The 24,784-nt window shown below is 63.5% G+C and carries 28 protein-coding genes and 1 pseudogene; 12 read left to right on the top strand and 17 right to left on the bottom strand.

All coding sequences use genetic code 11. From position 1 onward, the window contains the following. Nucleotides 1-19 precede the first annotated feature (19 nt). From FYJ91_RS12375 to FYJ91_RS12385, 3 genes are all read right to left on the bottom strand, one after another. On the bottom strand, nt 20-604 hold the full coding sequence (locus tag FYJ91_RS12375) for an ATP-dependent Clp protease proteolytic subunit (protein WP_149522596.1): 585 nt from the start codon (nt 602-604) through the stop codon (nt 20-22). A gap of 61 nt (nt 605-665) precedes the next feature. Continuing rightward, nucleotides 666-1,175: a hemerythrin domain-containing protein gene (locus FYJ91_RS12380; protein WP_149522597.1), complete on the bottom strand. Its 510-nt coding sequence runs from the start codon at nt 1,173-1,175 to the stop codon at nt 666-668. Nucleotides 1,176-1,368: 193 nt separating this feature from the next. After that, a complete protein-coding gene (locus FYJ91_RS12385) occupies nt 1,369-1,677 on the bottom strand; it encodes a hypothetical protein (protein WP_149522598.1) in 309 nt (102 codons plus the stop codon). Between the two features lie 165 nt (nt 1,678-1,842). Here FYJ91_RS12385 and FYJ91_RS12390 point away from each other — a divergent pair, with 165 nt between their 5' ends. The 6 genes from FYJ91_RS12390 (at nt 1,843) to FYJ91_RS12415 (ending at nt 5,632) form a co-directional block, all read left to right on the top strand. Beyond that, nucleotides 1,843-2,112, top strand: a complete 270-nt coding sequence (locus FYJ91_RS12390) for a GlsB/YeaQ/YmgE family stress response membrane protein (protein WP_149522599.1) — start codon at nt 1,843-1,845, stop codon at nt 2,110-2,112. A 241-nt stretch (nt 2,113-2,353) separates the two neighbouring features. Next, complete coding sequence (locus FYJ91_RS12395) at nt 2,354-2,950, top strand: SRPBCC family protein (protein WP_149522600.1); 597 nt, start codon at nt 2,354-2,356, stop codon at nt 2,948-2,950. A gap of 3 nt (nt 2,951-2,953) precedes the next feature. Beyond that, on the top strand, nt 2,954-4,147 hold the full coding sequence (locus tag FYJ91_RS12400; RefSeq protein ID WP_149522601.1) for a zinc-dependent alcohol dehydrogenase: 1,194 nt from the start codon (nt 2,954-2,956) through the stop codon (nt 4,145-4,147). A gap of 12 nt (nt 4,148-4,159) precedes the next feature. Next, on the top strand, nt 4,160-4,978 hold the full coding sequence (locus FYJ91_RS12405; protein WP_149522602.1) for an SDR family NAD(P)-dependent oxidoreductase: 819 nt from the start codon (nt 4,160-4,162) through the stop codon (nt 4,976-4,978). Next, nucleotides 4,978-5,379 (top strand): hypothetical protein, encoded by a 402-nt coding sequence (locus FYJ91_RS12410; RefSeq protein WP_149522603.1) that lies wholly within the window; start codon nt 4,978-4,980, stop codon nt 5,377-5,379. The genes FYJ91_RS12405 and FYJ91_RS12410 overlap by 1 nt, the downstream gene beginning before the upstream one ends. 13 nt (nt 5,380-5,392) lie before the next feature. Further along, complete coding sequence (locus tag FYJ91_RS12415) at nt 5,393-5,632, top strand: DUF6894 family protein (RefSeq protein ID WP_149522604.1); 240 nt, start codon at nt 5,393-5,395, stop codon at nt 5,630-5,632. A 170-nt stretch (nt 5,633-5,802) separates the two neighbouring features. On the opposite strand, the gene terL is transcribed toward FYJ91_RS12415, so the two are convergent. From terL to FYJ91_RS12445, 7 genes are all read right to left on the bottom strand, one after another. Further along, nucleotides 5,803-7,284 carry a phage terminase large subunit gene (terL, locus tag FYJ91_RS12420; RefSeq protein WP_149522605.1) on the bottom strand — a complete coding sequence of 494 codons (1,482 nt, stop codon included), beginning with the start codon at nt 7,282-7,284 and terminating at the stop codon, nt 5,803-5,805. Then, nucleotides 7,281-7,862: a DUF5681 domain-containing protein gene (locus FYJ91_RS12425; protein WP_149522606.1), complete on the bottom strand. Its 582-nt coding sequence runs from the start codon at nt 7,860-7,862 to the stop codon at nt 7,281-7,283. Before FYJ91_RS12425 ends, terL begins: the two co-directional genes overlap by 4 nt. Before the next feature lie 255 nt (nt 7,863-8,117). Beyond that, nucleotides 8,118-9,533, bottom strand: a complete 1,416-nt coding sequence (locus FYJ91_RS12430; protein ID WP_246152608.1) for a site-specific DNA-methyltransferase — start codon at nt 9,531-9,533, stop codon at nt 8,118-8,120. Nucleotides 9,534-10,162: 629 nt separating this feature from the next. Beyond that, nucleotides 10,163-11,035, bottom strand: coding sequence for a hypothetical protein (locus FYJ91_RS20920; RefSeq protein WP_246152609.1), 873 nt, complete (start codon nt 11,033-11,035; stop codon nt 10,163-10,165). Beyond that, a complete protein-coding gene (locus tag FYJ91_RS20925; RefSeq protein ID WP_246152610.1) occupies nt 11,032-11,835 on the bottom strand; it encodes a recombinase family protein in 804 nt (267 codons plus the stop codon). Before FYJ91_RS20925 ends, FYJ91_RS20920 begins: the two co-directional genes overlap by 4 nt. Further along, on the bottom strand, nt 11,828-12,268 hold the full coding sequence (locus FYJ91_RS12440) for a DUF2924 domain-containing protein (protein WP_149522607.1): 441 nt from the start codon (nt 12,266-12,268) through the stop codon (nt 11,828-11,830). Before FYJ91_RS12440 ends, FYJ91_RS20925 begins: the two co-directional genes overlap by 8 nt. A 1-nt stretch (nt 12,269) precedes the next feature. Then, nucleotides 12,270-13,382 carry an alpha/beta fold hydrolase gene (locus tag FYJ91_RS12445; protein WP_246152611.1) on the bottom strand — a complete coding sequence of 371 codons (1,113 nt, stop codon included), beginning with the start codon at nt 13,380-13,382 and terminating at the stop codon, nt 12,270-12,272. A 23-nt stretch (nt 13,383-13,405) separates the two neighbouring features. Between FYJ91_RS12445 and FYJ91_RS12450 the strand changes: the two genes are divergently transcribed. From FYJ91_RS12450 to FYJ91_RS12470, 5 genes are all read left to right on the top strand, one after another. Continuing rightward, the gene (locus FYJ91_RS12450; RefSeq protein ID WP_149522608.1) at nt 13,406-13,642 is read left to right on the top strand and encodes a hypothetical protein; all 237 of its coding nucleotides are present in this window, start codon (nt 13,406-13,408) and stop codon (nt 13,640-13,642) included. A 120-nt stretch (nt 13,643-13,762) separates the two neighbouring features. Further along, entirely contained in the window at nt 13,763-14,215 is a 453-nt protein-coding gene (locus FYJ91_RS12455) for a hypothetical protein (RefSeq protein WP_149522609.1), read from the top strand. Between the two features lie 45 nt (nt 14,216-14,260). Further along, the gene (locus tag FYJ91_RS12460) at nt 14,261-15,649 is read left to right on the top strand and encodes a site-specific DNA-methyltransferase (protein WP_149522610.1); all 1,389 of its coding nucleotides are present in this window, start codon (nt 14,261-14,263) and stop codon (nt 15,647-15,649) included. After that, nucleotides 15,646-15,942, top strand: a complete 297-nt coding sequence (locus tag FYJ91_RS12465) for a hypothetical protein (RefSeq protein WP_149522611.1) — start codon at nt 15,646-15,648, stop codon at nt 15,940-15,942. Before FYJ91_RS12460 ends, FYJ91_RS12465 begins: the two co-directional genes overlap by 4 nt. Then, nucleotides 15,939-16,502, top strand: coding sequence for a hypothetical protein (locus FYJ91_RS12470; protein ID WP_149522612.1), 564 nt, complete (start codon nt 15,939-15,941; stop codon nt 16,500-16,502). The genes FYJ91_RS12465 and FYJ91_RS12470 overlap by 4 nt, the downstream gene beginning before the upstream one ends. A gap of 74 nt (nt 16,503-16,576) precedes the next feature. Here the strand turns inward: FYJ91_RS12470 and FYJ91_RS12475 are convergent, their stop codons facing one another. The 3 genes from FYJ91_RS12475 to FYJ91_RS20930 are packed head-to-tail and all read right to left on the bottom strand — an operon-like array spanning nt 16,577 to nt 17,489. Continuing rightward, a complete protein-coding gene (locus tag FYJ91_RS12475; protein ID WP_149522613.1) occupies nt 16,577-16,942 on the bottom strand; it encodes a hypothetical protein in 366 nt (121 codons plus the stop codon). Next, a complete protein-coding gene (locus tag FYJ91_RS20805; protein ID WP_219822594.1) occupies nt 16,933-17,187 on the bottom strand; it encodes a M28 family peptidase in 255 nt (84 codons plus the stop codon). The genes FYJ91_RS12475 and FYJ91_RS20805 overlap by 10 nt, the downstream gene beginning before the upstream one ends. Further along, nucleotides 17,187-17,489 carry a M28 family metallopeptidase gene (locus FYJ91_RS20930; protein ID WP_342788024.1) on the bottom strand — a complete coding sequence of 101 codons (303 nt, stop codon included), beginning with the start codon at nt 17,487-17,489 and terminating at the stop codon, nt 17,187-17,189. Before FYJ91_RS20930 ends, FYJ91_RS20805 begins: the two co-directional genes overlap by 1 nt. A 9-nt stretch (nt 17,490-17,498) precedes the next feature. Here FYJ91_RS20930 and FYJ91_RS20810 point away from each other — a divergent pair. Continuing rightward, nucleotides 17,499-18,002, top strand: a pseudogene (locus tag FYJ91_RS20810) (thiolase family protein); the annotation flags it as partial. Between the two features lie 366 nt (nt 18,003-18,368). Here the strand turns inward: FYJ91_RS20810 and cobA are convergent. The 4 genes from cobA to nirB are packed head-to-tail and all read right to left on the bottom strand — an operon-like array spanning nt 18,369 to nt 24,595. After that, complete coding sequence (gene cobA, locus FYJ91_RS12495) at nt 18,369-19,133, bottom strand: uroporphyrinogen-III C-methyltransferase (protein ID WP_149522614.1); 765 nt, start codon at nt 19,131-19,133, stop codon at nt 18,369-18,371. Beyond that, a complete protein-coding gene (locus FYJ91_RS12500) occupies nt 19,120-21,738 on the bottom strand; it encodes a nitrate reductase (RefSeq protein ID WP_149522615.1) in 2,619 nt (872 codons plus the stop codon). Before FYJ91_RS12500 ends, cobA begins: the two co-directional genes overlap by 14 nt. Further along, nucleotides 21,735-22,079: a nitrite reductase small subunit NirD gene (gene nirD, locus FYJ91_RS12505; RefSeq protein ID WP_149523346.1), complete on the bottom strand. Its 345-nt coding sequence runs from the start codon at nt 22,077-22,079 to the stop codon at nt 21,735-21,737. The genes FYJ91_RS12500 and nirD overlap by 4 nt, the downstream gene beginning before the upstream one ends. 8 nt (nt 22,080-22,087) lie before the next feature. Beyond that, the gene (gene nirB, locus FYJ91_RS12510; protein WP_149522616.1) at nt 22,088-24,595 is read right to left on the bottom strand and encodes a nitrite reductase large subunit NirB; all 2,508 of its coding nucleotides are present in this window, start codon (nt 24,593-24,595) and stop codon (nt 22,088-22,090) included. Between the last annotated feature and the right edge of the window lie 189 nt (nt 24,596-24,784).

Here is a 24,784-nt window from a genome sequence, read left to right on the forward strand (position 1 = left end):
CAGTGGAATGTCCGGTTGCTCAGATGATCGCCGTGACGAGGCCGAGCGCGACCGCCTCTTGGGCCTCGATATACCAGTTGGACGGTGCCTTCTCGAGGACGGTATTCATCGTTACCTGGCTGCCGCGGATCAGATTCTCGAAGCCCTCATTCTGGATCGCGATCGAACTTTCGATTTCGTGCAGGGTCGCCGTGACGCTGGCGATACAGGTGGTGAGCGGGCCTTCGATCTGGAGCGTCTTCGACATCTTGCGCTCATGGATCATTAGCCGGGTGCCGCGGGTCAGATAGCGGTTCTCGATCGCAAAGAACGACATGAAGGTCGTGCCCGCCGAATAGATCGCGGCCTTGCCGAGGAAGACGAAGCGGCGGTTTGGAATGAGGTCGGAGTGGAAACGAATGTCCTCGCCCATCATCCGCGCGACCTCGGGGTCGCCGCCGAGGGTCGACAGCTCGACATGGATCCGCCCGCCGTCACCGGTCTCGGCGAGCGCGGGCTCGAGCTTTGAGCGAAAGTCCCGGTACATGTCATAATCGACCGGGCCCGACAGAAGGATCGCGGGGCCCTGGAAATCGGGCGCGGTCAGCGGTGGCGCAGCGGCCATAAGCAGGTCTCACTTGGTTGGGAAAGCGGCCGGGGCGGCTCGCGGCCGCCCGGGTAGGTATTTAGGCGGCGACCGGGTTGACCGCGGTCGTCTTGGCGGGCGCGAGGCCCGCGCCTTCGGCCTGCTCCATCAGCTCAACCTTGAGCTGCAGCATCGCGTCCCGCAGCGCGACCAGATCGACGTCGGTCTTGCGGCACTGGGCGAACATGCCCTCGGAGGGCATCTCCTCTTCCTTCACATGGTGGGTGATCTCTTCGGAGAGCACTTTCACCTTCGCGTCATAGAAGGGCGCGCTGGGCTCGTTGGCCTCGATGTCATTGATCAGCACCTTGGCACCGTCATGCTCGACATAAGCCTCATCAAGCGTGTCGTCCTCGATCTTCCCGCGGAACGCCGGGTAGAAGATCTCTTCCTCGATCATCGTGTGGATCTTGAGCTCGGTGCAGATCTGATGCGCGAGCGCCTTCTTCTTGGTGTCGGCGGTCGCCTTCTCATATTGCTCGAACAGGCCTTCGACCTTGCGGTGGTCGGCCTTCAACAGCGCAATGGCGTCGGTAAAAGTTTCGGTCATCTGGCATCTCCGTCCTGGCGAGGAGGCGCGCGCTGCGCCTTTCCGCTCAAGACGCCTCGGGACCACCAGCTGTTCCACCACACCATCTGATAGGGACGCCCGCGTCGCGGAAATCATCATGATCCAGATCAGGTACCGCGGGCAGCCAACAGCCGTCCGGACGGATCCGAACGGCTGCAAAGTTCGCTACGTCTTAGTGCGCCTTCTGGACATCGACCGTCGGGACCTTGACGGTCTCCTTGGTAGTGCCGACCTCGACCTTGGGCACGTCGACCGTCGTCGCCTTGGTGCCGACATCGACCTTGGCGGTGTCGACGTCGAAGGCTGGTGCCTGCCCGCCCTCGACCTTAACAGCCGGGGCTTGGGCTTCGCGGGTCTGCTTGACGCCGATCAGGCCGAAGGCGAACGCGGCGACCACCGCGAGGACGATGACTACCGCGACGATGATCCCGATCGTCATGCCGTTGCCGCGCGGTTCGCGATCATATTGTACGTCCGCCATGGTCCATCTCCCTGTTGTTGACGGAGTCGCAACGGGCCGAGCGCGATCGGGTTGCATTTCGCCGCCCGAGCCACTCCGCTGCCACCAGCGCGGAACTTGCGCCGAGGCGGGGCGTCTTGGCCCCACGGTCCGATTGGGACCCGGTTTCGACAGGAGTGTCACATCATGGGTCTCATCATCCTTCTCATCGTCGGCGGCGTCATCGGTTGGCTTGCCAGCATCGTCATGCGGACCGACGGCCAGCAGGGCATCATCCTCAACGTGGTCGTCGGCATCGTCGGCGCCTTCGTCGCGGGCTTCCTGCTCACCCCCTTCATCGGCGGCGCGCCGATCACCAGCGGCGCCTTCGATATCCGCTCGCTGCTCGTGTCGTTCCTCGGCGCGGTCGTCCTCCTCGCGGTGGTCAACCTCGTGCGTCGTGGCGTCGTCCGCTAAGCGGCCGATCCTCAGGACCGAAGACGGGGACGGTTCGCCGTCCCCTTTTTTGTGCCCGCAAAAGCGGGGGGGATAGTCACCGCCACCACAATCGTCCTGATGCAGATCAAGCGCGGTGGAAGGAGGCGGCGGTCTCCGGCCCCCTCGGCTTCCGCACGGCGTGGAAGCCGCCGTAACGATCGGAACGGCGATCGCACCTGTCGGTTGGAAGCGACTCAACTCCATCGAAAGTACTGGCCGGATGAGCGATACCGACTCCCAGGCGATCGTCCACGACGACGCGCCGCTCTCGACCTCCAAACATCCGAATGACGCCGTCGATCGCGCGACTACCGAGCTGCTCGAGGCAAAGGGCGACACGCTGATCGGCCGCACGGTCACGATCAACCGGCCGCGCGCCGAGCTGTTCGCCTACTGGCGCAACTTCACCAACCTGTCGAGCTTCATGGACAATATCGTCTCGGTCGACGTGCGAGACGCGAAGACGTCGCATTGGGTGGTCAAGGCACCCGGCGGCAAGACCGTCGAATGGGATGCCGTGATTACCGAGGAAAAGGACGGCGAGACGATCGCCTGGGCGTCGACCGAAGGCGCCGACGTCCCCAACAGTGGCCGCATCGACTTCCGCGACGCTGGGGCACGCGGCACCATCGTGACCGCCACCATAGTCTATGATCCGCCCGCGGGCGTCGTCGGCAAGGTCATCGCCAAACTCTTCCAGCGCGAGCCTGCGATCCAGGCGCGTCGCGATCTGCGCCGCTTCAAGCAGCTGATGGAGACCGGCGAGATTGCCACCGCATCGCGCACCCGCAAACAGCTCGAAGAAGAGAAGGCCTGATCGATGCGCGCACTCACCTGGCACGGCAAGCACGACGTCCGCGTCGACACCGTCGACGATCCCGAGATCCTCAACCCGCGCGACGCGATCATCAAGATCACCTCGACCGCGATCTGCGGCTCCGACCTTCATCTTTACGACGGCTATATCCCGACGATGCAAGCCGGCGACATCCTCGGCCATGAGTTCATGGGCGAGGTCGTCGAAACCGGACCCACGTCGACCCTGAAGAAGGGCCAGCGGGTGGTGGTGCCGTTCACCATCGCGTGCGGCAGCTGCTATCATTGCGGCAAGCATCAATATTCGGCTTGCGACAACGGCAACCCCGCCGACAACCAGGACATCGGCCAGGAGCTCTACGGCCAGCCCATGTCCGGGCTGTTCGGCTACAGCCACATGACCGGCGGCTATGCCGGTGGTCAGGCCGAATATGTCCGCGTCCCCTTCTCCGATGTCGGCCCGATCGTGATCCCCGACGGGATCGAGGACGACAAGGTGCTGTTCCTCTCCGACATCCTGCCGACCGGATGGCAGGCGGCCGAGAATGCCGGGATCGAGCCGGGCGACACGGTCGCGGTCTGGGGCTGCGGGCCAGTCGGGCTGTTTGCCGTCCAGTCGGCCTTCCTGATGGGTGCCGAAAGGGTCATCGCGATCGACCATTTCCCGCACCGGCTCGACCTCGCCAAGCGCTTCGGCGCTGAGACGATCAACTTCGAGGAGAGCGCCACCTATGAGGCGCTGATGGAGATGACCGGCGGCATCGGCCCGGACGCAGTGATCGACGCGGTCGGGCTCGAGGCGCATGGCTTCTTCGTCGACAATGTCATCGACCAGATCAAGAAGTCGACCTTCCTCGGCACCGACCGGACCCACTCGATCCGCCAGGCGATCGTCGCCTGCCGGAAGGGCGGCCGGGTATCGATGCCGGCGGTCTATGGCGGCCTCGTCGACAAATTCCCGCTCGGCGCCTTCATGGAGAAGGGCCTGACCCTCAAAACCGGCCAGACCAGCGTCCAGCATTATATGCCCGCGCTCCTGAACGCGATCATCGAGGACAAAATCGATACGACCTTCCTGATCTCGCACCGCATGGCGCTCGAGGACGCCCCCAAGGGCTACCAGATGTTCCACGACAACCAGAATGACGTGACCAAGGTCGTGCTCAAGCCCGACTTCGCCGCTGGCACGGTCGCCTGAGGAGAGACGCACATGGCTGACAAATTTGCGATTATCACCGGCGCCTCGACCGGCATCGGCTTCGAACTGGCCGGCATCGCCGCGAAGGCCGGCTACGATCTCCTCATCGTCGCAGACGAGACGTTGATCGTCGCCGCCGCCGACGACCTGCGTGCGCGGGGCGGCACGGTGGATTCGCTTGAGGCCGACCTCTCGACGATCGAAGGGGTCGACGCGCTGCTCGCCGCGACCAAGGGCCGGACGGTCGACCTGCTCTGCGCCAATGCCGGGCGCGGGCTCGGCCATGGCTTTCTCGAGCAGGAGGTCAGCGAATGGCGCCGGGTGATCGACACCAACATCACCGGCACGATTTATCTGCTGCAAAAGGTCCTGAAGGACATGGTCGCGCGGAATGACGGCAAGGTGCTCGTCACCGGCTCGATCGCGGGCTTCATCCCCGGCAGCTTCAATGCGGTCTATAACGGCACCAAGGCGTTCGTCGACAATTTCACCGACGCGATCCGCAACGAGATCAAGGACGCCAAGGGCGTCACGCTCACTACCCTGATGCCGGGCCCGGTCGAGACCGAATTCTTCGACCGCGCCGACATGAACGACACTTCGGTCGGTGCCAATCCGAAGAAGAGCGACCCGGTCGATGTCGCGCAGGATGGGTGGGACGCGCTGATGGACGGCAAGGCGAGCGTGGTGTCGGGCTGGAAGAACAAGCTTCAGCAGGCGATGGCGAATGTCACCCCGGCCGCAATCCTCGCCGAACAGCACAGGAAGATGGCGGAACCCGGCAGCGCCAGCCCCGAGGCGCTCGCCAAGGCCGAGCGGGCCGACCACTGATGGAAGCCAAGACGATCGGCCGCGCGATCGGCGCGGCGAGCCTCGCCTTCGGCGTCACCGACATTCTCGCCGGCAAAAGCTTCGGCCACGGCATTGGCGCGGTCGAGGGCGGGACGTTGTTCCGAACGGTCGGCGCGAGCGAGGTGGTGACGGGTCTCATCGGGCTCTCTTTCCCTACCAGTTCGATCCCGGTCTGGACGCGCTTCGCCGCCGACCTCGCCGATATGGCGGCGCTTGGCCCCGTCATCGCCAGGCCGAACGCCAAAACGAGCGATGGCGGTGACGGCGCTCGCCATCGTCGCCGGGGTCACGCTGATGGACCTTCTTGCCGCTCGATCGATCGACCGCCTGACGCGCACGGCCGCCTGACTTGCTTTGTGGTTCCCAAATCCCCGATCTGAACCGGACGCTGCGATGCCCCGCTATTTTCTGCATCTTCACAATGGCGTCGAGATCCCCGACGACACCGGCCGCGACTTTCGGGACTTGGCAGCCGCCAAGGAGGAGGCGATCTGCTCGGGCCGCGAGATCATTGCCGAGCATGTGAAGCTCGGCCATCCGATCTGGCTGAACCATCACATCGAAATTGCCGATGGCGACGGCACGGTTTTCGCCGCGATCCCTTTTCGCGAGATCGTGACATTCATCGACTGAAGTTCCCAATCTTCGCACACAACTGCACGAGCCTTCGTGCCGCTGCTGCGTTCATGCGGCTTACCGAGCTACAGACCGACACCGCCGGCTCTGGCTGCACTTCTGGTTCGAGCACCGGCTTGCCGAGACCAGCCAGGGCGGAATGGACATTCTGAATAAACGTCGGCCTGTTATTTGAGCCAATCCGGGAGCGGGGGCAGAGGCGGACGATGCCGTTCGCGATTTCTTCGAAGGGCCCGGCCGGTTTCGTCGTACTCAGTATCCGCATAGCGCCAATGAAACATCAGATATTCTAGCATCTGGGTGAGGGTGTCGACCTGATCGTCGTGCCTGCCCATTGGAAAGGCTCTCAATTCGCTGAGGAATATATCAAGGCCGTCCAGTTGCGCCGGCAGCCACACGCGTCCCTCTTCGATCTGCCCGCTTTGAGCGAGCAGGCGTTCGGCCTTATCGCCGTCCGGACGCATTGGCTTCGGGACAAACGGACCGTTCCTCTTGAGCTCCTGGCATAAGCTCATACCCACGCCGATATTCTCAATGAGCACTTTGTCGGCCCGCCATTTTGCACGGAGGCCGATGACCATTTGCTTCAACGGTCCATATTCCAGCCGCGCGCGGAAAACATCGAGGAGGAAGAGGCGGCCGCGTCCATAGCCCCAGGTAGTGCAAACCGACCAGTCGGCATCCGGCGCCAGGCTCGCTGCCGTATCCCAGCTCTGGAACACCTTCTCAAAGTTATCTCTCGTAAGCTCGATCTCGAAGCGCCTGAACTGCTCCATTCGTATCAGATTGCCTTCAGGCGACACAGGATTCTGGAGGTACTGCGCAGCAAAGGCCTGTGGTCCATGCTCGAGCCGCTTCCTCTCCAGTTCGGTCTCGCTCATCCGCTCCGGACACAGCAACTCGTTCCGCCGCCAAAGGTGGGTTTGATCCGGACCGATTTCGACGATCGTGTCGACTGGCGCGCGCGCCGGCAGGCACAGACATTCAAAGCCCTTGTCGAGTAGGAACGCAGGAAGATCATCTTCATGCAGCCGCTGCTGGATCGAGATGATAGCCGAACGCTCGTCGATCGTGCGCGTCGAGATGGTACCCTCGAACCAGCTTTTGATGCCGGCTCGCTCCTTCGGGCTCCGTGTATCTTCGGGCTTCATACAGTCATCGAGGATGATGAAATGAGCGCCCAGACCGGTCGCTGTGCCCTCGACCGAAATCATGCGCATTCGACCGCCAACGGTCGTAACGATATCGGCCAGACGATTCCCATCCTTGGCGATGCGGACGGCGGGAAAAATCTTCCGGTACATCGGACTTTCCAGGATCCGTTTTCGATGCAGGGCATGCGTGTGGCCGAGGCCGTCTGAATAGGTGACGATCATGATCTGGCGCGTCGGATCACGTCCGAGAAGCCAGCACGGGAACGCCACGGCTACGGCAATCGACTTCAATGCTCGCGGCTGCAGCCAGATCATTGATCGGAGCAGGACACCGCTTTCGACGCGCTCGAGCCACCAGGCCATCGCGCGCAAGTACCAGCTGGGCTGGAGAGGCGGATGCCCGGGGTGCAGAAGCTCGAAAACAAGCATGAGAAATGGGAGGAACCGCTGACGGGCGAGTTCCTCCACCACCTGCGACGACGGCAACCTTCTCATTGATCAGCTCGTCCCGGAGACCCGCCAGATTTCTGGGCGTTCCGGAGGGTGTCTTGCGCGAACATGTCGAGGATCGCCATGCCGGTCTGGGTCAGCGGCTCATCGTCTCCGTTCTGATCGCTATTGTCGCCAGCCCTGTCAGGGAACAGCCTGAAGGCCACTTCGAGAAGGCTGAGCAACTGTCTCCAGTCACCGCTAAAAGCCTTCCCCAGCCGAACCAGCTCCAGGGCCTTGCGGTTTTGGACTTTAATCACTTCGCCGCCCACCGAAACTTCTCGCGTCTCAGAAAGCACTTCGCGCAAGATGGACGCCTGGCTCATGTTACCCTTGCCGCGTCCCGGGCCGGGCTTGCACCCCTTCTGGAATTTGGTCTCTTCGGGCGCTCTGCAATACCCGACCTCGTAATCACCGGTGGGCTGCTTTTTGGGCCGCCTGGCCTTTTTCGGCCTGACGGGCAAACCTGTAGCCTGTTGGGACGGCGTCACGCTGGTCGACGAGGACATCGCTTCCAGTGCGCTTTGCTCTGCCGCCGCCCTTGCGCGACGGGCATCGAGTTCGCTTTTACGAATTATAGCCATAACTAACCTCCTTCAGCTTGCGAAGGGGGCGAGCGCGACAGCACCTCGGACGGCCGTCGACACCCTCCCCGCTTGCGCGGGATGACCAGCCGCAAAAATGCGCTGGTCTGGATGTCTGCTGGGCTCCTTGGTCGGGTGCTTATGCAGGCCGGTGTCTCCACCGGCCTGATTCGGATATCCGATGCCACTCGCGAAATCAATCGCATTTTTTTGGATTAATGTTTTAAATCAATGCACTAGAGCCGATTTTCATTGTCAAGCGGCTTGGGTTTGCCCCACCGTGCGTCGGGCGAGCACCGCATCAAATGTCTCGCCGGTTTCCGTCAAAACGGCTTTGCCGCCGGTCATCTCCTGCCAGCGTCGGATCCCCACATCGACATAGAGCGGGTCGATATCCATGCCGTATCCAATGCGACCCGTGCGTTCGGCTGCGAGCAGCGTGGTGCCCGAACCCATGAAGCCATCGAGCACGATGTCACCCCGATTGCTCACGTCGCGGATCGCATCAGCGACGAGCGCGATCGGCTTCACTGTCGGGTGGACCTTGAGCTGGTCCATGCGTCCGCGACCAAAGCTGTTGATCCCGGGATAGGTCCAGACGTTGGTGCGATATCGCTTGTGACGACCCAGCTCGACGTTGTTGATGTGTTTGGCGCGACCCTTCTTGGCGACAACAACCATCTCGTGTTGCGACCGGTAGAGGCTACCCATCCCGGCATTGGTCTTCGCCCACACCGCGATGTTGAGGAGCTCTAGTCCGACCTCGCCACAGGCGACCATCAGGTGGTGCAGGTTGCGCCAGTCCATGCAAAGCATGGCAATCCCGCCGCTCTTCAGATGGCGGCTCATATTGAGCGTTGAGTCGAGCAGAAAGCGTCTGAACTCGGCGGGAGTCATCTCTCCCGAGGCCATTTCAAACTCGCGATGCTTGACTGCCCCGGCTCCCGTCACGTTGCCATCGATATTGCAGTTATATGGTGGGTCAGAAAAAACCATTACGGCCTTCTTGCCGTTCATGAGTTTCTCTACGAACGCGGCGTCGAGAATAGACCCGCAGCCGAGGCGGTGATCACCGAGCGACCAGATATCACCGGACTGCGACACGGCGATGCTCGCCGGTCCAGGCACCGCCTTGTCCGCGGGATCAAGCGGCCCCTCACCCTGACCTTTTGCGGGCGGCGGGTCGATGATAACATCGATCTGGGCGTGGTCGAAACCTGCGACTTCGATGCTGAAGTCGAGATCGAGATCCAGTAACTCGCCAAACTCGATCTTGAGCATCTCGTCATCCCAGCCAGCCAGTTCGGCCAGGCGGTTATCGGCGATACGATAAACTTTGATCTTCTCCGGTGTGAGATGGTCCATCCAGACCACTGGTACCGTCGCGAGTTTCAGCGACTTCGCTGCCATCCAGCGGCCATGACCGGCGATGATAGTACCATCGCGTTCCGCGATGATCGGATTGGTCCAGCCGAATGTCTCGATTGAAGCCGCGATCTTTGCGACCTGTTTCGAGCTGTGCGTGCGCGCATTGCGATCATATTGGCGCAGCCGGCCAATCGGGATCTCTTCGATTGGTCCAAGGCTGGTCGGAATCGGGCGAGCCGCATCTCGCGCGTTTCGCCGTGATTGAGTTGGTCGTCGAGCAGTCATCAACTTCACCTTCGTCATATGCGACAGGCAAAGTGAGACGCCGAGCGTACCCACCGCCTGACGCGGTTAAGTATCCTCGGGGGATGTCCCCCCGCTCCTTCTCGACATGACTGGACTAAGCGCGATCCGCTGCTCGCGTCAAGACTTGGATTTCGCAGCCCATAAGAGGACAGCGCGCGCGTTCCTGGGCCTGAAACGGGAATTTCAATTCCCGTTTATTTTGGGCGCACGCCTGCATTTTGCAGGGAAATACAGTGGACTACCCGCGACAAGCGGCTCTTTTCGACGCACCAGAGAGCGAACTTCCCGATTTAACGGTCTGAAAACGGGAATTGGGCACCAGCAAAACGGGATTTCATGCAGAGAGCTTCCGGCTCCCGACTGGGCAGCGCACCACCCAGTCCGTGATTTCACCGAAATCCGGCTGGGTTTGATAGACCCCGCGAAAAGCCCGCGGTTCCGCGCCTTTTTTGGGGCGTCCATTCAAAATGTGGACAGAGACCGTCTAAATCTCGCCTCTACATGGGCGAAAGTGCTCCCCCGTCTCAGATCGCTATTTTCCTGTCCTAGAAATTTTCCGCAGCCTGAACGAGGCCGGCGCGCCTCCATTGGAGACGCGCCGAATGGTGTTCGACGATGGATCGATGTCAGCCGTAGCCAAGCGCCTTGCGCTGCTCACTCCAGGCGAGCGGCATCTCGGCAACCCGCAGAAGAGATCGACTGGTCAATTCGACCGGCTGCCGGCCTTCGAGGATCGACGTGATGATATCCGGGGCGAGGTAGTTCAGCCGCGCCATCCGCACGAGATGCCCCCGCGTTGCATTCCCCTGCCCTGCGCTGAGCTGTCGCCACGCTAGGCGCCCGCTGGCGAGTAGCTGGATCAGACGATCATCACGTTGTGCCGGACGAGCTTCCGGCGCCGCATAGACCAGCTTCAGCTCATGCCCGCGCCGCTTCAAAGACACGGCAACCTCGATCCAGATGCGCTGATCATCCGTAAGCCCGGCAGTATCGGCGCAAACCTGCTTCGCCAGACGCACGGCGCTGATCTCAACCGTCACAGCCTGCTGCTGCACGATGATCTGTGCATCCAATATTTCGAGTAGGGATTGGAGGGCGGACGGCTCATCTGCCCGGGATGCGAGGACGCTGGCATTCTTCGTTACCACCGTGGCATCGAGATGGCTCGTGCCCAGCTCGATACCGAGCCGGTGCCCGTCATTCAGGAATCGCTCCAGCCCCGTCTGAACGATCTCCTCAAGATCACCTGCCGGGATACGCCAGACTGCCTCAGCCTGTCCTTCGCTATGGCGCGATGCATAATAACGGTAGCGTCGGCTGCCCTTATTGGCATGGACCGACATCATCGGCCTGCCAACGCCATCTTCGATCCGTCCGTTGAGCGGACTGATCAGCGTCTTGCGCGGCCGCGGTTGATGAGTTGCGCCATTGAGCAGCCCTTGGCTGGCCTCCCACAGCTCGACCGGCACGATGGCCTCATGCTCACCCTCATAGGTCATGTCGCCATGTCGGATACGGCCGATGTAAACCGGGTTGCGGGCAAATAGATCAGAGAGCCGCGCGTGAAGGCCTGGCCGCCACGGACGCGTCCATCTGCCATCGTGCTGACCTTGGTGACGATGCCGCGCTGCCCGAGATCCCGGATCAGCGCAGTGATCGATCCAAGCTCGATATGGCGCTGGTACATCTTGCGCACGGTAGCCGCTTCAGTCTCGTTGATGACCAACTGCCGGTCCTGAGCGTCATACCCAAGGGGCGGCAGGCCGCCCATGAACATGCCCTTCTTCTTGGATGCAGCGATCTTGTCGCGGATGCGCTCGCCGGTAACCTCGCGTTCGAACTGGGCGAAGGACAGGAGCACGTTGAGTGTCAGTCGCCCCATGCTCGTCGTGGTGTTGAAGGCCTGGGTGACGGACACGAAGCTTGCGCCTTTCGCATCGAGGATCTCGACGATCTTCGCGAAGTCCGACAGCGCCCTGGTCAGACGGTCGACCTTGTAGACGACGATGATATCGATCCGGCCGCTTTCCACATCGGCGAGAAGGCGTTTGAGAGCGGGACGCTCCATCGTACCGCCCGAATATCCACCGTCATCATAGAGCGCGGGATCCAGCTCCCACCCTTCGTGCCGCTGGCTGGTGATGAAGGCTTCGCAGGCCTCACGCTGGGCATCGAGGCTGTTGAAGTTCTGATCGAGCCCCTCCTCGGTCGACTTGCGCGTGTAGACGGCGCAGCGGGTGCGCCGGATACCTGATAGACCGTTCGATGCCGGAGCCGACCGCGGTCCACGCTTAGCCATTAGCCTGCTCCCCCCGCGCTGGCGGCGGTGGCCGCCGCTTCAGGCCGAAGAAGCGCGGGCCAGACCAATGGGCGCCTGTGATCTCACGCGCGACGTGCGACAGCGACGAGAAGCAGCGATTGTCATAGAGGCAACCGTCGTCAGTCACCGTGACCGAATGCAGCTTTCCGTTCCATTCGCGCAGCAGCCGAGTACCGGGCTTGATCTGGATGGGCGGTTCTGGCGACACCGTCGGGTCAGCGGCGATGGCGTCGAGCATCCGGTCGGCCCATACCGGTAAACCGCCGAGCTGCTTTTCCTGCAGCCGGTGCGCAATGGCGAGGCGAAGAAGTGATGGCGGGACATTGGGTGCCTCTTCGCTGAACTGCGCCGCCCACGCGCGGCGCAGTTCCCCCGACGACATCGTCGCCAGGCTCTCAAGCCGGAAGGCCATCTCAGGCTCCCGCCGCGATCGTGTAGCGGGTGGTTCCGTCAACCTTGGCCGCTTCTATTGCATGGGCGGCGGCGCCGGTCGGCTTGATCGGCACGACCTGATCGGCATCGCCATGGATCACAAGGGTCGGCATGGTGAAAGCGGCCATGTCGGGACGGAAGTCGGACTCGGAAAACGCCCCCACGCAATCGTAAGTCCCCTTGATGCCGCCGAGCAGCGCGATCTGGAGAGTCTGTTTGAGGATGCCTTCGGAGACGGCGCCGGGATTTTTGTTCGTCCCGTAGAACAGGGCGTTGAAATTATCGAGAAACTGCGGGCGATCGGCGAGGAGGCCTGCGCGGATGCCGTCGAACACCTCGGACGGCACGCCATCGGGATTGTCATCGGTCTTCAGGAAGAAGGGGGTTACGGCGGAGGTGAGACAGGCCTTGGTGACACGCGCGCCCTTGTAGCGCGAAATGTAGCGGGCGACGTCGCCACCGCCCATCGAGAAGCCAACCAGCGCCACATCCTCGACACCGGCGGTCTCAAGCACGAGCGCGATGTCGTCCGCGAAGGTATCGTAATCGTAACCGCTCCAGGGCTGGCTCGAACGTCCGAAGCCACGACGATCGTGCGCGAGAACGCGGAAGCCCTTCGACGCGAAGAACATCATCTGCTGTTCCCACATGTCGGCGCTCAGCGGCCATCCGTGACTGAAGAAGATCGCGGGACCGGATCCCCAATCCTTATAGTAGATTTCAGCGCCATCCTTGGCAGTCACGTAGGGCATATGTAGAACTCCAAACCAGGTCGCGGCCGCCGCAACCATCGTTGGAACGCCTGCACTCCGCACGTCGGCGGGGATTGTATGGACGGCGCTTAATTTGACCCAACCGCACGAACCGAAGCGAATGTTGCCATGTCCGAGCCATCTCCCCTCGTCATCGTCGTCGACGACGATCCGCTGTTCAGGAACGCTCTCGATGCGCTCCTCCGTTCGGTTGGTTTCGCTGAGCACCTCGATCTCTCGCGGTGTCAGGATATCCTCGGAGAAGTTCAGGGCGATTCCGGTCGCGACCTCTGCGGTGAGGTGCTTACCGCCTCCATGTACCGAGCGGATGGTATCCAGCATTTCTTTTCGAAGGCTATGCGTGCGTGATCTGGCTGACCTATGATCCTGACAGCCTCGAGATCACGACGATCCGCTGGTTCGGCGGCCGCTTCGGCGAACCGATGCCAGCCCTCGGAGATCGCATCGCCAGGCGCACCCGCCCCAATGCCGATGGCAAAAAGCTCCCGCGCACAGATCATCGCGTCCTGACGCGCAGCCGCTTCACCATCCTGCCTGACATTGGCGCGCTTGCCGACAATCTCTTCGGCAACGCGTCGTAGTCAGCAATGAATGGCACTGCGGTAGCGAGACTGTAATCAGTGTAGTACCTGTGATTATTTTTGGCTTGTGGTTATCGGTTGACTCATATAGGCGATCTCCAGCTTAGGGGAAGATGCCTGATGACGACCGAAGAGATGGACGCGCTGACCGGCGGTACCGACAACAAGTCGGAGAAGATCCGCATCCTGTTCAAGGCGGGCGTGAGCACCGGCGATATCGGTCGCTATCTCAAGATCCGCTACCAGCACACGTATAACGTGCTCCTGCGCGCAGGCCTCATCGTGAAGCCAGGCGAGCGCCAGGCGGTGGCCGACGAGACCATCGTCCTCCAGCTCGGCAAGTCGGGCGAGGTAAAGCTCCCCGAGGCGATGCTCGCCAGCCACGGACTGGCCCCCGGCGACCAGCTGGTGTGCCGCACCGGCCCTGACGGCCTCACCATCATGAGCCGAGCGAAGGCAATCGAGTATCTGCGCGAGATCGCGCGCAGTCGCATGCCCGGCGAGGTCTCGCTCCTCGAGGCGCTTCTGGACGGACCAAAACGACGAAGCGGAACGACCGACAGCTCAGGCTGACGGTCGCCTGCTTCCCGTCTGCCAACTGATCCACGGAGTTTGACCATGACGAACGCCGACGGCGGAGCCTTGCCCGCTGCATATCCTGCTTTCGATCCGCTCAAGATCGAACTGCGTCCGACTGCCAGCCTGAAAGCGGCAAAGCGCAATGCCCGTACCCACAGTGCGCGGCAGCTTGCACAGGTCCAGGCCTCGATCTCGAAGTTCGGTTTCCTCGCTCCCATCATCGTTTCGGCCGACGGGCATATCGTCGCCGGCCATGCGCGCTGGACGGCGGCGAAGGCGCTGAAGCTCGAGGAAGTGCCCGTGATCCCTGTCGAGCATCTGACGGCCGACGAGTTGCGGGCCTATGCGCTTGCCGACAACAAGATTGCGGCCAATTCCGGCTGGGACGAGGATATCCTGCGGATCGAGATCGCAGAACTCGCTGTCCTCAGTCCCGAACTCGAGCCCGAGATCCTCGGTTTCACCACGACCGAGATCGACCTGCTGCTCGACCCGGTCAGGAAGCCCGACAAGACGGAAACGCTGCCCGTGCTCGATCGTCGGGTCACGCTGGGCGTCGAGCGGGGCGACCTGTGGTTGCTTGGTGATCACCGGCTCCTGTGCGGCGATTCCCGTGAGCCTGCGAGCTTTGCGCGGCTCATGGGCGACGAGCGCGCCCGGATGGTCTTTTCGGATCCTCCGTACAATGTCCGGATTGAGGGTCATGTCGGCGGCCTGGGCGCGATCCACCATGCCGAGTTTGCGATGGCGTCGGGCGAGATGAGCCGCACCGAGTTTACGACCTTCCTCACCCAGGTCTTCCGCAACGCCGCCGATGTCAGCATGGACGGGGCGATCCACTATCAGTGCATGGACTGGCGCCACATGAGCGAGATGCTCGAGGCGGGGCAGGCCGTCTATTCGGATCTGAAGAACCTGTGCGTCTGGTCCAAGGACAATGGCGGCATGGGTAGCTTCTACCGCTCGCAGCACGAACTGGTCTTCGTGTGGAAGGTCGGCACCGCGCCGCACCTCAACACCGTCGAACTGGGGCGCAACGGCCGCTACCGTACCAACATCTGGGAATATCCCGCGGCGTCGAAGACGGGACAGTCGTCGGACCTGTCGATGCACCCGACCGTCAAGCCCGTGCCGATGGTCGTGGATGCCATCAAGGATACTTCGAAGCGCGGTGAGATCGTGCTCGACGCCTTTGGCGGTTCCGGTTCGACCCTGATCGCGGCCGAGAAGGCGAAGCGGCGTGCCCAGCTCATCGAATATGAGCCGAAATATTGCGAAACGACGATCCGGCGCTGGCAGAAGCTTGCCGGGCGCGAGGCTGTACTCGATGCGACTGGCGAGACCTTCGCCGAAGCTCACGCTCGCCGCGGTGCCGCGATGGAGGACCTCGCCGACCGGGCGCTCGGGCTCACCGGAGAAGTGGCATGAATGCGCGGACCAATCGGGGAGGGCGCCCGCGCAGGCAGCCGCGCACCGTCCACAGCGCCGCAGATATCGATCAGATGATCATCGACAAGGCCAATGAGCCGGTTATTGTCTTCACCGGAGATGACAGGAAAGTCCGCAAGAAGCTGCCGAAGACCCGTCTGGAATACAATATCGAAATCCTGGCTAGCGGTGCACCGACCAACCGCCTCGCTGCTAACAACTATATCGAGCTTGTTCGGGGCGCCCACTACCGTCGTGATCGGGATCTTCAGGACAAGGAACCGCGCCGGTGATCCCGCCAGCCATCCGTGGTGAGGGAGGGCGTTTTCTGCCCGGGCAGACGGGTAATCGTGGCGGCCGGCCCGCCGCGACACCGGCGGTGCCGATCGACACCGCCCACTGGCAGCGCGTTCTCGATGATGCAAATGAGCCGGTCCAGATTCTGCTCCCCGGCTATGAACGCCGTGTCACGATGACCCGGCTCGAGGCCTGCCTCGATGTTCTGGGCAGTGGCTCGCCGAGAAACCGGTCGGCGCTGATGGCCTATGTCCGGCTCGTGCGACGCGCCGCCTGGTCGATCGAGGCAATCGCAGAGGACAAGAGGCGCCGGATCACCGAGGATGATTGGGAGGCGCTCGAACGGGCCGCCGGGACCGGTGACGTCGATATCTGGAGTGTTCAGGTCGAGGCCTTCTTCGACAAGCTCCCCGGCCCGCAGGACATGACCAACCGTGAGCTCATGCGCGCGTTGAAGCGGGCTCGGGCCGGCAAGAGCCGCGAGATGCCATTTGGCGTCGAAGAACGCCTGTTATCGCTGGTTGAAAAGCTCAACGCGGCGATAGAAGCGGGTTGATCGGGGTTTAACGCCTGGCTTCGTACTAAAAGCACGGGGTGGAATTGTCCCGGAAAACCGGGCTGTTTCGCTGGTCACGAGCCTTTTTGTGCCATGAAATGGTTTAAAAAAATCTCATAACAGGCAAAACAGGAGAGATTTTTGGTTCCAACTGGGTGCTGCACCACCCAGTCCGTGATTTCACCGAAATCCGGCTGGGATTGAAAGACCCCGCGAAACACCCGCAGTTCCGCCCCATTTCTGGCGGCTTGATTTCTGTTCAGGTCAGAGACGCTCGCAATCTCGCCTCGAGTGGCGGCACTATCGGCCCGCGTCTCAGAACGCCACTTTGGTGTCCTGATTTTGCGTTCGGCCCGAAAAGAGATGGCGCGCCTTACGTAAGACGCGCCAACAATTGCTTTAGGCAATTGGTCGTTAGTCACAGGGTTGGTCAAGCGCACATGACAGCTTTTCCAGACCTTGGTGCGTTTTGACATTCGAGGTTTGCGACTGTGTCCGTCGGCTGATGGTAGGTCGGCACCGTCGCCCAGCTGGTCAGGGTGCGCGCCACGACGCCCTGGAGCGCGAGCGCGTAATTGTCCGACCGTTCGAAGAACTTTTCCTCGATGTAGGGATCTGGAACGACATGGCCGCCATGTGCCAACAGCGCCGCACCGAGATCGGAGCGTTCGAATCCCGTCATCATCAGCGCTCCGGCGGATGCGCGGCGAAATAGGCGGAGCCGAAATGGCCCATCTCCTCGCTGCCGTATCCGACGAACAATATGCCGCGACGATGCGGTTTTCCCGAAGCGAGCGCATGCGCCAGCTCCAACACAGCCGTCGTGCCGGATGCATCGTCGTTGGCGCCGTGCATGACAGGGCCGTCGCCGACCTGACCGAGATGATCGAGGTGCGCGGACAGGAGGATGGCTCCGGCTTTGGGATCGGTGCCGGGCAGATAGCCGATGGCGTTGCTGGTGGTCGTCTCGTCACGCGCGACGCCAATATCGCGGACATGGCGAAGCTGCGGCCCGCTTTTAAAAAAGAGGGCGGCACGGTCACGGCCGGCAACTCGTCAGGGATCAACGATGGCGCAGCCGCCGTTGTGCTGGCGACGCAAGCGGCGGTGACAGAGCGCGGCCTCAAGCCACTCGCCAAAATTCTCGGCTGGGGGTATGCCGGCGTCGAGCCGCGGATCATGGGCGTTGCTCCAGTGAAGGCGGTTCCAATCGCCTTGCAGCGCGCGGGGCTGACCCTCGACGATATCGACGTGATCGAAGCCAATGAGGCATTTGCCGCGCAAGCCTGCGCAGTAGCTGACCTGCTGGGTTTCGATCCTGCCAAGTTGAACCCAAATGGAAGCGGCATCTCCCTTGGCCATCCCGTGGGCGCAACGGGCGCCATCCTGACGGTCAAAGCCGTCTATGAGCTCCAGCGCGTCGGCGGCCGTTACGCTCTGATCACCATGTGCATCGGTGGCGGGCAAGGCATCGCGATGGTCATCGAGAATGTGCAATAATCTGAGCAGTCTTACGACCCTCCCGCTTCCGGCGGGAGGCTAAAAGGCCGCCCGACGATCCGGCGTGAACAGGCTCAGGGGCGAGCCCCGGTTGCGAGGCCCCCCGCATAGCCGTGTCCGGTTCGGCTTTCGTCGACGATGCGATGCAGGCCGGCGGCATCGTCGCCCACTGCCCATCCATCGTCGCGGCGTCGAAACGTGGCTGGTCCGAAGCTGCCAGGACTGGAGCCGTCGTGCTGCGCCCGAGCGCGTCGACGATCGGCGCCGATTCCGGCTCCAGCGGTGCGACAAGCGCGATCAGTCGCTCCAGCGCCTACTCGATCCCGCAGGGCGCGGCATCGGCGACGGGCATGGTCGCCCGCACTTTCAGCACGAGACCCGCTCCCGTTGTTCGGCAGTAGCGGCCTTGTTTGATGAAACGGCCTCGCCGATCAGCAGCAGGGTGGGATCGTCGTCGCTGATCGTCGCGGTCAGGAAGGCGAGTGCGTCGAGGCGGCCGCGGATCAGGCGTTCGTTGGGGAGGGAGACGTTGACCGCGATCATCACCGACGTGTCGGCGGCGCGGCCGGCGGCGATCAGTCGCTGGCCGATCGTCGGTGCCGCGGCGCGTCCCATGTAGACGGCGAGGGTGGTGTCGGGGGCGGCAAGCGCGGTCCAGTCGAGACCGATCGCTTCGCCCTTCCGCGCGTGCGCGGTCACGAAGGTCAGGCGGCGTGCGAGGCCGCGCAAAGTGAGCGAGGCGATGCCGCTGGCGGCGGCGGCGCTGGCGGCGGTGATGCCGGGGCAGATGCGGACGGGGATGCCGAAGGTCGCGAGATGCTCGATCTCCTCGGTCGATCGGCCGAAGATCGATGGATCGCCACCCTTCAGGCGCACGACCTTCTTGCCCGCGAGCGCGGCCTCGGCGAGCAGGACGTTGATGTCGTCCTGATCCTTCGAATGGCGGCCTGATCTTTTGCCGACGCCGACCAGTTCGGTCTGCGGCCGGGCGAGGTCCAGGATGGCGGGGCCGACCAGCGCATCGTGAAAGATGATCTCGGCTTCGGCGATCAGCCTTTCGGCCTTGCGCGTCAGCAGTTCGGGATCGCCGGGGCCGGCGCCCACCAGCCAGACGGGTTCAGACGGCGGCATGGCTCACCTCCTTGGCGGCAATATTTTCGGTCAGGATCCGGCCGAGCGCGGGGCGGCACGATCCGCAATTGGTGCCTGCGCCCAGCGCTTTGCCGATCGCGGCGACGTCGGTCAGCCGCTGGTCGGCGATAGCGGCGACGATCGTTTTCAGGCCGATGTCGAAGCAGACGCAGATGATGGTTCCGCGATCGGCCTGCGCGCCCGGCGCGCGTGCAGCGAGCAATGTGGGCGCGACTGACGGCGCCTGTAGTTGCGCGATCAGCCAGTCGCGGCTGGGCAATTCGCCGTCGCGGGTGACGAACAAGGCGGCGACCATCCGCCCGTCGGCGATCACCGCGATCCGCCGCGTGCCGCGCGCCTTGTCCGCTGCCTCGATCCAGTCGCCCTTGGGCAGCGCCTTTTCGAGCGCGGCCGGATCGCCGGTGCCCGCCAGTTCGTAAAGCGCGCCGCCCGCAACCGTGATCCGCGTCGTCCATATTGCTCCGGGCCAGCGGGGTGCCTCGCGACGCACGATCAGGAAGGCGCGCCATTCGATCGCGACCTTTTCGACCTGCGCCGGGGTCGATTTGAATCCCGGCTGGCCCGAATGCGGATCGGTGAGCGGGCGGGGGAGCAGGCCGGTGCGCCCGCCGCTCGACTGGCGATCGGTCCAGTGGATCGGGGTGAACATCTCGCCGCGCCGTTGGCCTTCGCTCAAAGTCGCGCGGAACAGGCTTTCGCCCTGCGGGGTCGCGACGCGGACGATGTCGCCCTCGGCGATCCCGCGCCGCTCGGCATCCTCGGGGTTGATCTCGGCCAGCGGTTCTTCGCGATGGCGCGCGAGCCTGGGCGACAGGCCGGTGCGCGTCATCGTATGCCACTGATCGCGATAGCGGCCGGTATTGAGCGTCAGCGGCCAGTCCTTGAGCGGTTCGGCGAGCTTCGCCTGCCGCACCGAAACGAGCCGCGCGCGGCCATCCGGGGTCGGGAAGCCGCCATCGGCGAAGGGCTCGCCGCCCCAGCGGTTCGGCTCCATCGCATCATAGGCGGCATTGCCGATCGCGGCGTGGTGGCCGATGTCGAACAGCCGCGCGCCATTGTTCTGATAGGTCGAAAGCCGCGCATGTTCGCGATAGATGTCGGCCGGCCGCTCAAAAGCGAAGGCGCTGCCCCAACCCATGCGCTTGCCGACTTCGCTGATGATCCACCAGTCGGGCCGCGCCTCGCCGGGGGCGGGCAGCAGGCCGCGTTGGCGGCTGATCCGTCGTTCGCTGTTGGTGACGGTGCCGTCCTTTTCGGCCCAGCCTGTCGCGGGCAGACGGACATGTGCGAAGCGGCCGGTGTCGGTGTCGGCGATCACGTCGGAGACGACGACGAACGGACAAGCGGCGAGCGCCTCGCGCACGCGGCCTGCATCGGGCATCGATACGGCGGGGTTGGTTGCCATCACCCACAGCGCCTTGATCCGCCCTTCGCCGACCGCTCGGAACAGGTCGACCGCCTTGAGGCCCGGCTTCGTCGCCATCGCAGGCGCGGACCAGAAACGGCCGACGCGGGCGACGTTTTCGGGCGCGAAATCCATGTGCGCGGCGAGCGTGGAGGCCAGGCCGCCGGCTTCGCGTCCGCCCATCGCATTGGGCTGCCCGGTGATCGAAAAGGGTGCGGCGCCCAGCTTGCCGATGCGCCCCGTGGCGAGGTGAAGGTTGATGATCGCGTTGACCTGATCGGTGCCGCGCAGCGCCTGATTGATCCCCTGGCTGAACAGGGTGACGGAGCGCGGATTGGCGGCGAAGAGATCGTAGAACTGCTTGAGGTCTGCGGGCGCGACGTCGCAGGTCTTGGCAACGCTCCACAGATCGCTGTCCTCCTCGATCGCGTCCCAGAAATCGTCGGGCGTCGCGACATGTGCGGCGAGGAAGGCGTCGTCGAGCAGCCCCTCGCGACGGCAATGCGCGAGCAGCCCGTGCATCAGTGCCACGTCGCTGCCCGGCCGGATGGCGAGGTGCAGGTCGGCATCCTCGCATGTCTCGGTGCGGCGCGGATCGACGACGACCAGCTTGGTGCCGCGTTCGGCGCGCGCGGCCATGATCCGCTGATAGACGATCGGGTGGCACCAGGCGGTGTTCGATCCGACGAGGACGATCAGGTCGGCCGCGTCGAGATCGTCATAGCTGGCGGGCACGACATCCTCGCCAAAGGCCCGGATGTGCCCCGCCACCGCGCTCGACATGCACAGGCGCGAATTGGTGTCGATATTGCCCGAGCCGATGAAGCCCTTCATCAGCTTGTTGGCGACATAGTAATCCTCGGTGAGCAGCTGGCCGGAGACGTAGAAGGCCACGCTGTCGGGCCCATGCCGCGCGATCGTCTCCTTGAAACGGCGGGCGACGAGATCGAGCGCCTTGTCCCACCCCACGCGCTTGTCGCCGATCGTCGGGTGGAGCAGCCGCCCTTCCAGCCCCACCGTCTCGCCTAGATGCGTGCCCTTCGAACAGAGCCGCCCGCGATTGGCGGGGTGATCGGGGTCGCCCTCGATTGTCACCTGCCGATCGCCGGTCACGGTCGCGCGGATGCCGCAGCCGACGCCGCAATAGGCGCAGGTGGTACGGACCGCCGCCTCGCTCACGCGGCGATCGCCGTCGCCAGCAGCGTGAGGCGAGCGATCAGGATGCGGCCCGCATCGACGCGCACCGGCACCGTCGGCACACAGCCCTTGTCCTCACCCAGCGCCTCGCCGGTTTCCAGCGAGATGCGCCAGTTGTGCAGCGGGCACGCGACCGCATGGCCGTGAATGATGCCCTGGCTCAACGGACCGTGCTTGTGGGGGCATCGGTTGACGAGCGCGAAGATGCGATCGTCGCCGGTTCGGAACAGGGCGATTTCCTCGCCTCCCGCGACGGGCACGGTGCGCGCACCGCGCAGGGGGATTTCGGCGACCGCGCCGATGTCGATCCAATCTCCGGTCATCATGTCACTCACTCCGCGGCCAGGATTTCGATGGGGCGGAACTCGCCCAGATGCGCGTGCTGTTCGCGCTCTGCCCCTGCGGCGCGGGCGGCCCAGGGGTCGTCCTGCGAGAAGCTTTGCGAGAAGAGGAAGCGGCTGGTCAGCGCCTCGCGACCCACTTCGTCATCGACGATGCGTGCCTTGATATAATCGAGCCCGACCCGCTCGATCCACGGTGCGGTGCGCTCCAGATACCAGGCATCCTCGCGGTAGAGCTGGGTGAACGCCGCGCAATAATCCATCGCCTGCTGCTCGGTCGCCACCTTGCAGAGGAAATCGGTCGCGCGGACCTTGATGCCGCCGTTGCCGCCGACATGGAGTTCGTAGCCGCTGTCGACGCAGACGATTCCGAAATCCTTGATCGTCGCCTCGGCGCAGTTGCGGGGGCATCCCGACACCGCGATCTTGAACTTGTGGGGCATCCACGATCCCCACGTCATCCGTTCGATCTGGACTCCCAGCCCGGTCGAATCCTGCGTGCCGAAGCGGCACCATTCGGACCCGACACAGGTCTTCACCGTGCGCAGCGACTTGCCATAGGCATGGCCGGACACCATGCCCGCGGCGTTCAAATCGGCCCAGACGGCGGGCAGATCCTCCTTACGGATCCCGAAGATGTCGAGCCGCTGGCCGCCTGTCACCTTGACCATCGGCGCGTTGAATTTCTCGACCACGTCGGCGATCGCGCGCAGCTCGCGCGGGTTGGTGAGGCCACCCCACATGCGCGGGACGACGGAGTAGGTGCCGTCCTTCTGGATGTTCGCGTGCATCCGTTCGTTGACGAAGCGGCTCTGCTGATCATCGACATACTCACCCGGCAGCGCGCAGAGCAGATAGTAATTGAGCGCGGGGCGGCACGAGGAGCAGCCGTCGGGCGTCGACCAGTGGAGCGCCTGCATCACCTCGGGGATCGAGCGCAGCCCCTGTTCGACGATCTCGCGACGGACATCGCCGTGGGTGAAGCTGGTGCACTTGCACATCGTCTTCGGCCCCGCCTTCACCTCGTCACCGAGGGTCAAAGCGAGGAGATTTTCGACGAGGCCGGTGCAGGATCCGCACGATGCCGATGCCTTGCAGGTGGCACGCACGGCATCGAGGCTGCACGCGCCGCCGGTGATCGATGCGACGACCTGGCCCTTGGAGACGCCGTTGCAACCGCAGATCTCGGCATCGTCCGAGAGCGCCGCAACGGCCGCCTTAGGGTCCGAAGCGCCCCCTCCCAAGGCGAAGGCCTGCCCGAAGATCAGCAGGTCGCGCAGATCGGCGATATCCTCCTGCTTCTTGAGGAGGTCGAAATACCAGCCGCCATCGGCGGTATCGCCATAAAGGACCGCGCCGACGATCCGGTCGTCCTTCACGATCACGCGCTTGTAGACCCCGCGCGAGGCGTCGCGCAGGACGATATCCTCCGCGCCGTCGCCGCCCGAAAAGTCGCCCGCAGAAAAGACGTCGATCCCCGACACCTTGAGCTTGGTCGACGTGACCGAGCCGCGATAGCCGGTCGGCTGCCCGACCAGTCCGTCGGCCAGCGCGCGGCACATCTCCCACAGGGGCGCCACGAGGCCATAGACCAACCCGTCATGCTCGACGCATTCGCCGACCGCGAGGACAGACGGATCGCTGGTCACCATATGATCATCGACCTGGATGCCGCGCCCGACCGCGAGCCCCGCTTCACGCGCCAAGCCCGTTGACGGGCGTATGCCGACAGCCATGACGACCAGGCTCGCCGGGATCAGCCGCCCGTCCTTCAGACGCACGCCCTCGACGCAGGTCTCGCCGACGATCTCGGCGGTGTCGGCGCCGGTCAGCACCGTCTGCCCGCGCCGCTCCAACTCCGACTTGAGCAGCCAGCCCGCCGCTTCGTCGAGCTGGCGTTCCATCAGGGTCGGCATCAGGTGCAGCACCGTCACCTTCATGCCGCGCAACGTCAGTCCGTGCGCGGCTTCGAGGCCCAGCAGGCCGCCGCCGATCACCACCGCGTCGCCGCCTTTATCGGCGGCCGCCAGCATCGCATCGACATCGTTCATGTCGCGGAAGCTGATAACGCCGGGCAGATCCTTGCCGGGGACCGGGATGATGAAGGGATCGGAACCGGTGGCGATCAGCAGCCGATCATAATGGACCGAGCGGCCCGAACGCGCCGTTACGATCTTCGCCACGCGATCGACCGAAACGACCGGATCGCTCGCGATCAGTTCGATCGCGTTGTCAGCATACCAGGCGTCGTCGTTGATCACGATCTGATCGAACGTCTTTTCGCCCGCCAGCACGGGGGACAGCATGATCCGATTGTAGTTCACATGCGGTTCGGCGCCGAAAATCGTCACGCGGAAGCGCCCGGCGTCGCGCGCAAGCACCTCTTCGATCGCGCGGCACCCGGCCATGCCGTTGCCGATGACGACCAGATGCTCGCGCGCCGCGCCGCCCGGTCCCTCGTCGATCTCGTCGACCGTCGTCCTGCCCTGAAAGTCCATGCCCCAAACTCCAGAAACGAAAAAGGCCGCCATGCGGACGCTGGAAATCCAGCGCCTGCATGGCGGCCTTGCCATCATCGCGACCGGGGTTGCCCGCCGGTTCGATGCGCCCTCCGCCTCCGTCGGTGGAGGCATTGGACTATGTCGGATCGGGCATCCTTGCCCGTTCACTTGAAAGAATGTCGTGAA

Source organism: Sphingomonas montanisoli (assembly GCF_008274695.1).
GTDB lineage: Bacteria > Pseudomonadota > Alphaproteobacteria > Sphingomonadales > Sphingomonadaceae > Rhizorhabdus > Rhizorhabdus montanisoli.

Excerpts from the sequence above, each read along its gene's own strand:
- FYJ91_RS20920 (WP_246152609.1), bottom strand. The coding sequence starts at position 11,035 with ATGACCTATGAGGGTGAGCATGAGGCCATCGTGCCGGTCGAGCTGTGG.
- FYJ91_RS12465 (WP_149522611.1), top strand. The coding sequence starts at position 15,646 with ATGAATGCGCGGACCAATCGGGGAGGGCGCCCGCGCAGGCAGCCGCGC.
- FYJ91_RS12445 (WP_246152611.1), bottom strand. The coding sequence starts at position 13,382 with ATGCTGGATACCATCCGCTCGGTACATGGAGGCGGTAAGCACCTCACC.
- FYJ91_RS12405 (WP_149522602.1), top strand. The coding sequence starts at position 4,160 with ATGGCTGACAAATTTGCGATTATCACCGGCGCCTCGACCGGCATCGGC.
- FYJ91_RS12375 (WP_149522596.1), bottom strand. The coding sequence starts at position 604 with ATGGCCGCTGCGCCACCGCTGACCGCGCCCGATTTCCAGGGCCCCGCG.
- FYJ91_RS12415 (WP_149522604.1), top strand. The coding sequence starts at position 5,393 with ATGCCCCGCTATTTTCTGCATCTTCACAATGGCGTCGAGATCCCCGAC.
- FYJ91_RS12425 (WP_149522606.1), bottom strand. The coding sequence starts at position 7,862 with ATGGCTATAATTCGTAAAAGCGAACTCGATGCCCGTCGCGCAAGGGCG.
- FYJ91_RS12430 (WP_246152608.1), bottom strand. The coding sequence starts at position 9,533 with ATGACGAAGGTGAAGTTGATGACTGCTCGACGACCAACTCAATCACGG.
- nirD (WP_149523346.1), bottom strand. The coding sequence starts at position 22,079 with ATGACCGGAGATTGGATCGACATCGGCGCGGTCGCCGAAATCCCCCTG.
- terL (WP_149522605.1), bottom strand. The coding sequence starts at position 7,284 with ATGAGAAGGTTGCCGTCGTCGCAGGTGGTGGAGGAACTCGCCCGTCAG.
- cobA (WP_149522614.1), bottom strand. The coding sequence starts at position 19,133 with ATGCCGCCGTCTGAACCCGTCTGGCTGGTGGGCGCCGGCCCCGGCGAT.
- FYJ91_RS12380 (WP_149522597.1), bottom strand. The coding sequence starts at position 1,175 with ATGACCGAAACTTTTACCGACGCCATTGCGCTGTTGAAGGCCGACCAC.
- FYJ91_RS12400 (WP_149522601.1), top strand. The coding sequence starts at position 2,954 with ATGCGCGCACTCACCTGGCACGGCAAGCACGACGTCCGCGTCGACACC.
- FYJ91_RS12460 (WP_149522610.1), top strand. The coding sequence starts at position 14,261 with ATGACGAACGCCGACGGCGGAGCCTTGCCCGCTGCATATCCTGCTTTC.
- FYJ91_RS12385 (WP_149522598.1), bottom strand. The coding sequence starts at position 1,677 with ATGGCGGACGTACAATATGATCGCGAACCGCGCGGCAACGGCATGACG.
- FYJ91_RS12390 (WP_149522599.1), top strand. The coding sequence starts at position 1,843 with ATGGGTCTCATCATCCTTCTCATCGTCGGCGGCGTCATCGGTTGGCTT.
- nirB (WP_149522616.1), bottom strand. The coding sequence starts at position 24,595 with ATGGACTTTCAGGGCAGGACGACGGTCGACGAGATCGACGAGGGACCG.
- FYJ91_RS12440 (WP_149522607.1), bottom strand. The coding sequence starts at position 12,268 with ATGGCCTTCCGGCTTGAGAGCCTGGCGACGATGTCGTCGGGGGAACTG.
- FYJ91_RS20805 (WP_219822594.1), bottom strand. The coding sequence starts at position 17,187 with ATGATGACGGGATTCGAACGCTCCGATCTCGGTGCGGCGCTGTTGGCA.
- FYJ91_RS20925 (WP_246152610.1), bottom strand. The coding sequence starts at position 11,835 with ATGGCTAAGCGTGGACCGCGGTCGGCTCCGGCATCGAACGGTCTATCA.
- FYJ91_RS12455 (WP_149522609.1), top strand. The coding sequence starts at position 13,763 with ATGACGACCGAAGAGATGGACGCGCTGACCGGCGGTACCGACAACAAG.
- FYJ91_RS12395 (WP_149522600.1), top strand. The coding sequence starts at position 2,354 with ATGAGCGATACCGACTCCCAGGCGATCGTCCACGACGACGCGCCGCTC.
- FYJ91_RS12410 (WP_149522603.1), top strand. The coding sequence starts at position 4,978 with ATGGAAGCCAAGACGATCGGCCGCGCGATCGGCGCGGCGAGCCTCGCC.